The sequence below is a fragment of the Luteolibacter flavescens genome (genome assembly GCF_025950085.1).
GTDB classification, from domain to species: Bacteria; Verrucomicrobiota; Verrucomicrobiia; order Verrucomicrobiales; family Akkermansiaceae; genus Haloferula; species Haloferula flavescens.
Map to the genome: position 1 here is coordinate 1 of NZ_JAPDDS010000060.1, position 1,126 is coordinate 1,126.

The window sequence follows — 1,126 nt, forward strand, 5'->3', positions numbered from 1 at the left end:
CCTTAGTTCCTTTATCTGCCTTGTAGTTACATAAACTGCAAAATAGGATGCTATGATACATGTTGGTGGTGGATCCACAACAAAAAGTTGCTGCTTGTAATCATCTTCCCAAGATCGACATTATTCTAGCAAGATGAACTTCTTTGGGAGCTACTAACCCACATGGGTGCGAGCATCTTATATTCAGAGAAATCAAGTGATTCAGAGGAATCAAGTGAATCCATCAGTCAATCCTCTGAAGATTATATTTCACCACGTTCTCAAGGGTACTTCTGAACTGGCTCTTGGGAAGGCACTGCAAATTTTGGAGAGCCAAGTCACCTTTCTCCTTTGCAAGCTCCTGCGCCCTTCTTATTCCACCACTTCTGTGAACCAAGTCGATTGCAGTAGCCAATGAATCACTTTCACTGAACTCAGAATCGATTATCTCCCTTAGTTTGGGTTCATCTTGCAAAGCGAATATGACTGGAGCTGTCAGGTTTCCCTTTGCTAAGTCACTCCCTGCTGGTTTCCCAAGTTGCTCAGCTGATTGGGTAAAGTCAAGAATATCATCTACTACCTGGAACGAGAGCCCGAGATTCCTGCCGTATTCATACATTTGTTCGCATATAGTGGTGCTTACACCACTGAATATTGCAGCAGATCTTGTGCTTGAGGCGAGCAACGAAGCGGTTTTATAATAGCTCTTGAGCAAGTAATCATCAAGGGTGACGTCGCAGTCAAAAAGAGTAGATGCTTGTTTTATCTCACCACTGGCAAAGTCCTTGATCACCTGGCTGATGAGCTTAATAACTTCGATGTTTTCTAAGTTCGCTAGGAACCAAGAAGATTGTGCAAACATAAAATCACCAGCAAGTACGGCCACCCGTGTTCCATATAGCTGATGAATAGTTTCTTTCCCTGAATATAATCAGATGCGTTTCAGAATAAATTGGTCAATTGGTTCTTACCAATGTCCAAAGTACATGAACCACCCAAAAAGGCAAAAAGCAAAAGAAACCCACACATTCTGCCAGGCATAAAGAATATGTATAAATTGTTTCTAAGAGGCTATGAACCAAAATGAAAAGGAAAGAAACAGCGATATTTATTGACAGCGACTTGTTTGTAATAGAATGATATGTAC

The 1,126-nt window shown here is 41.3% G+C and carries 1 protein-coding gene; it reads right to left on the reverse strand.

What is annotated here, in order from left to right:
• Positions 1-223: 223 nt before the first annotated feature.
• On the reverse strand, positions 224-889 hold the full coding sequence (locus OKA04_RS24995; RefSeq protein ID WP_264503863.1) for a polyprenyl synthetase family protein: 666 nt from the start codon (positions 887-889) through the stop codon (positions 224-226).
• Positions 890-1,126 lie beyond the last annotated feature (237 nt).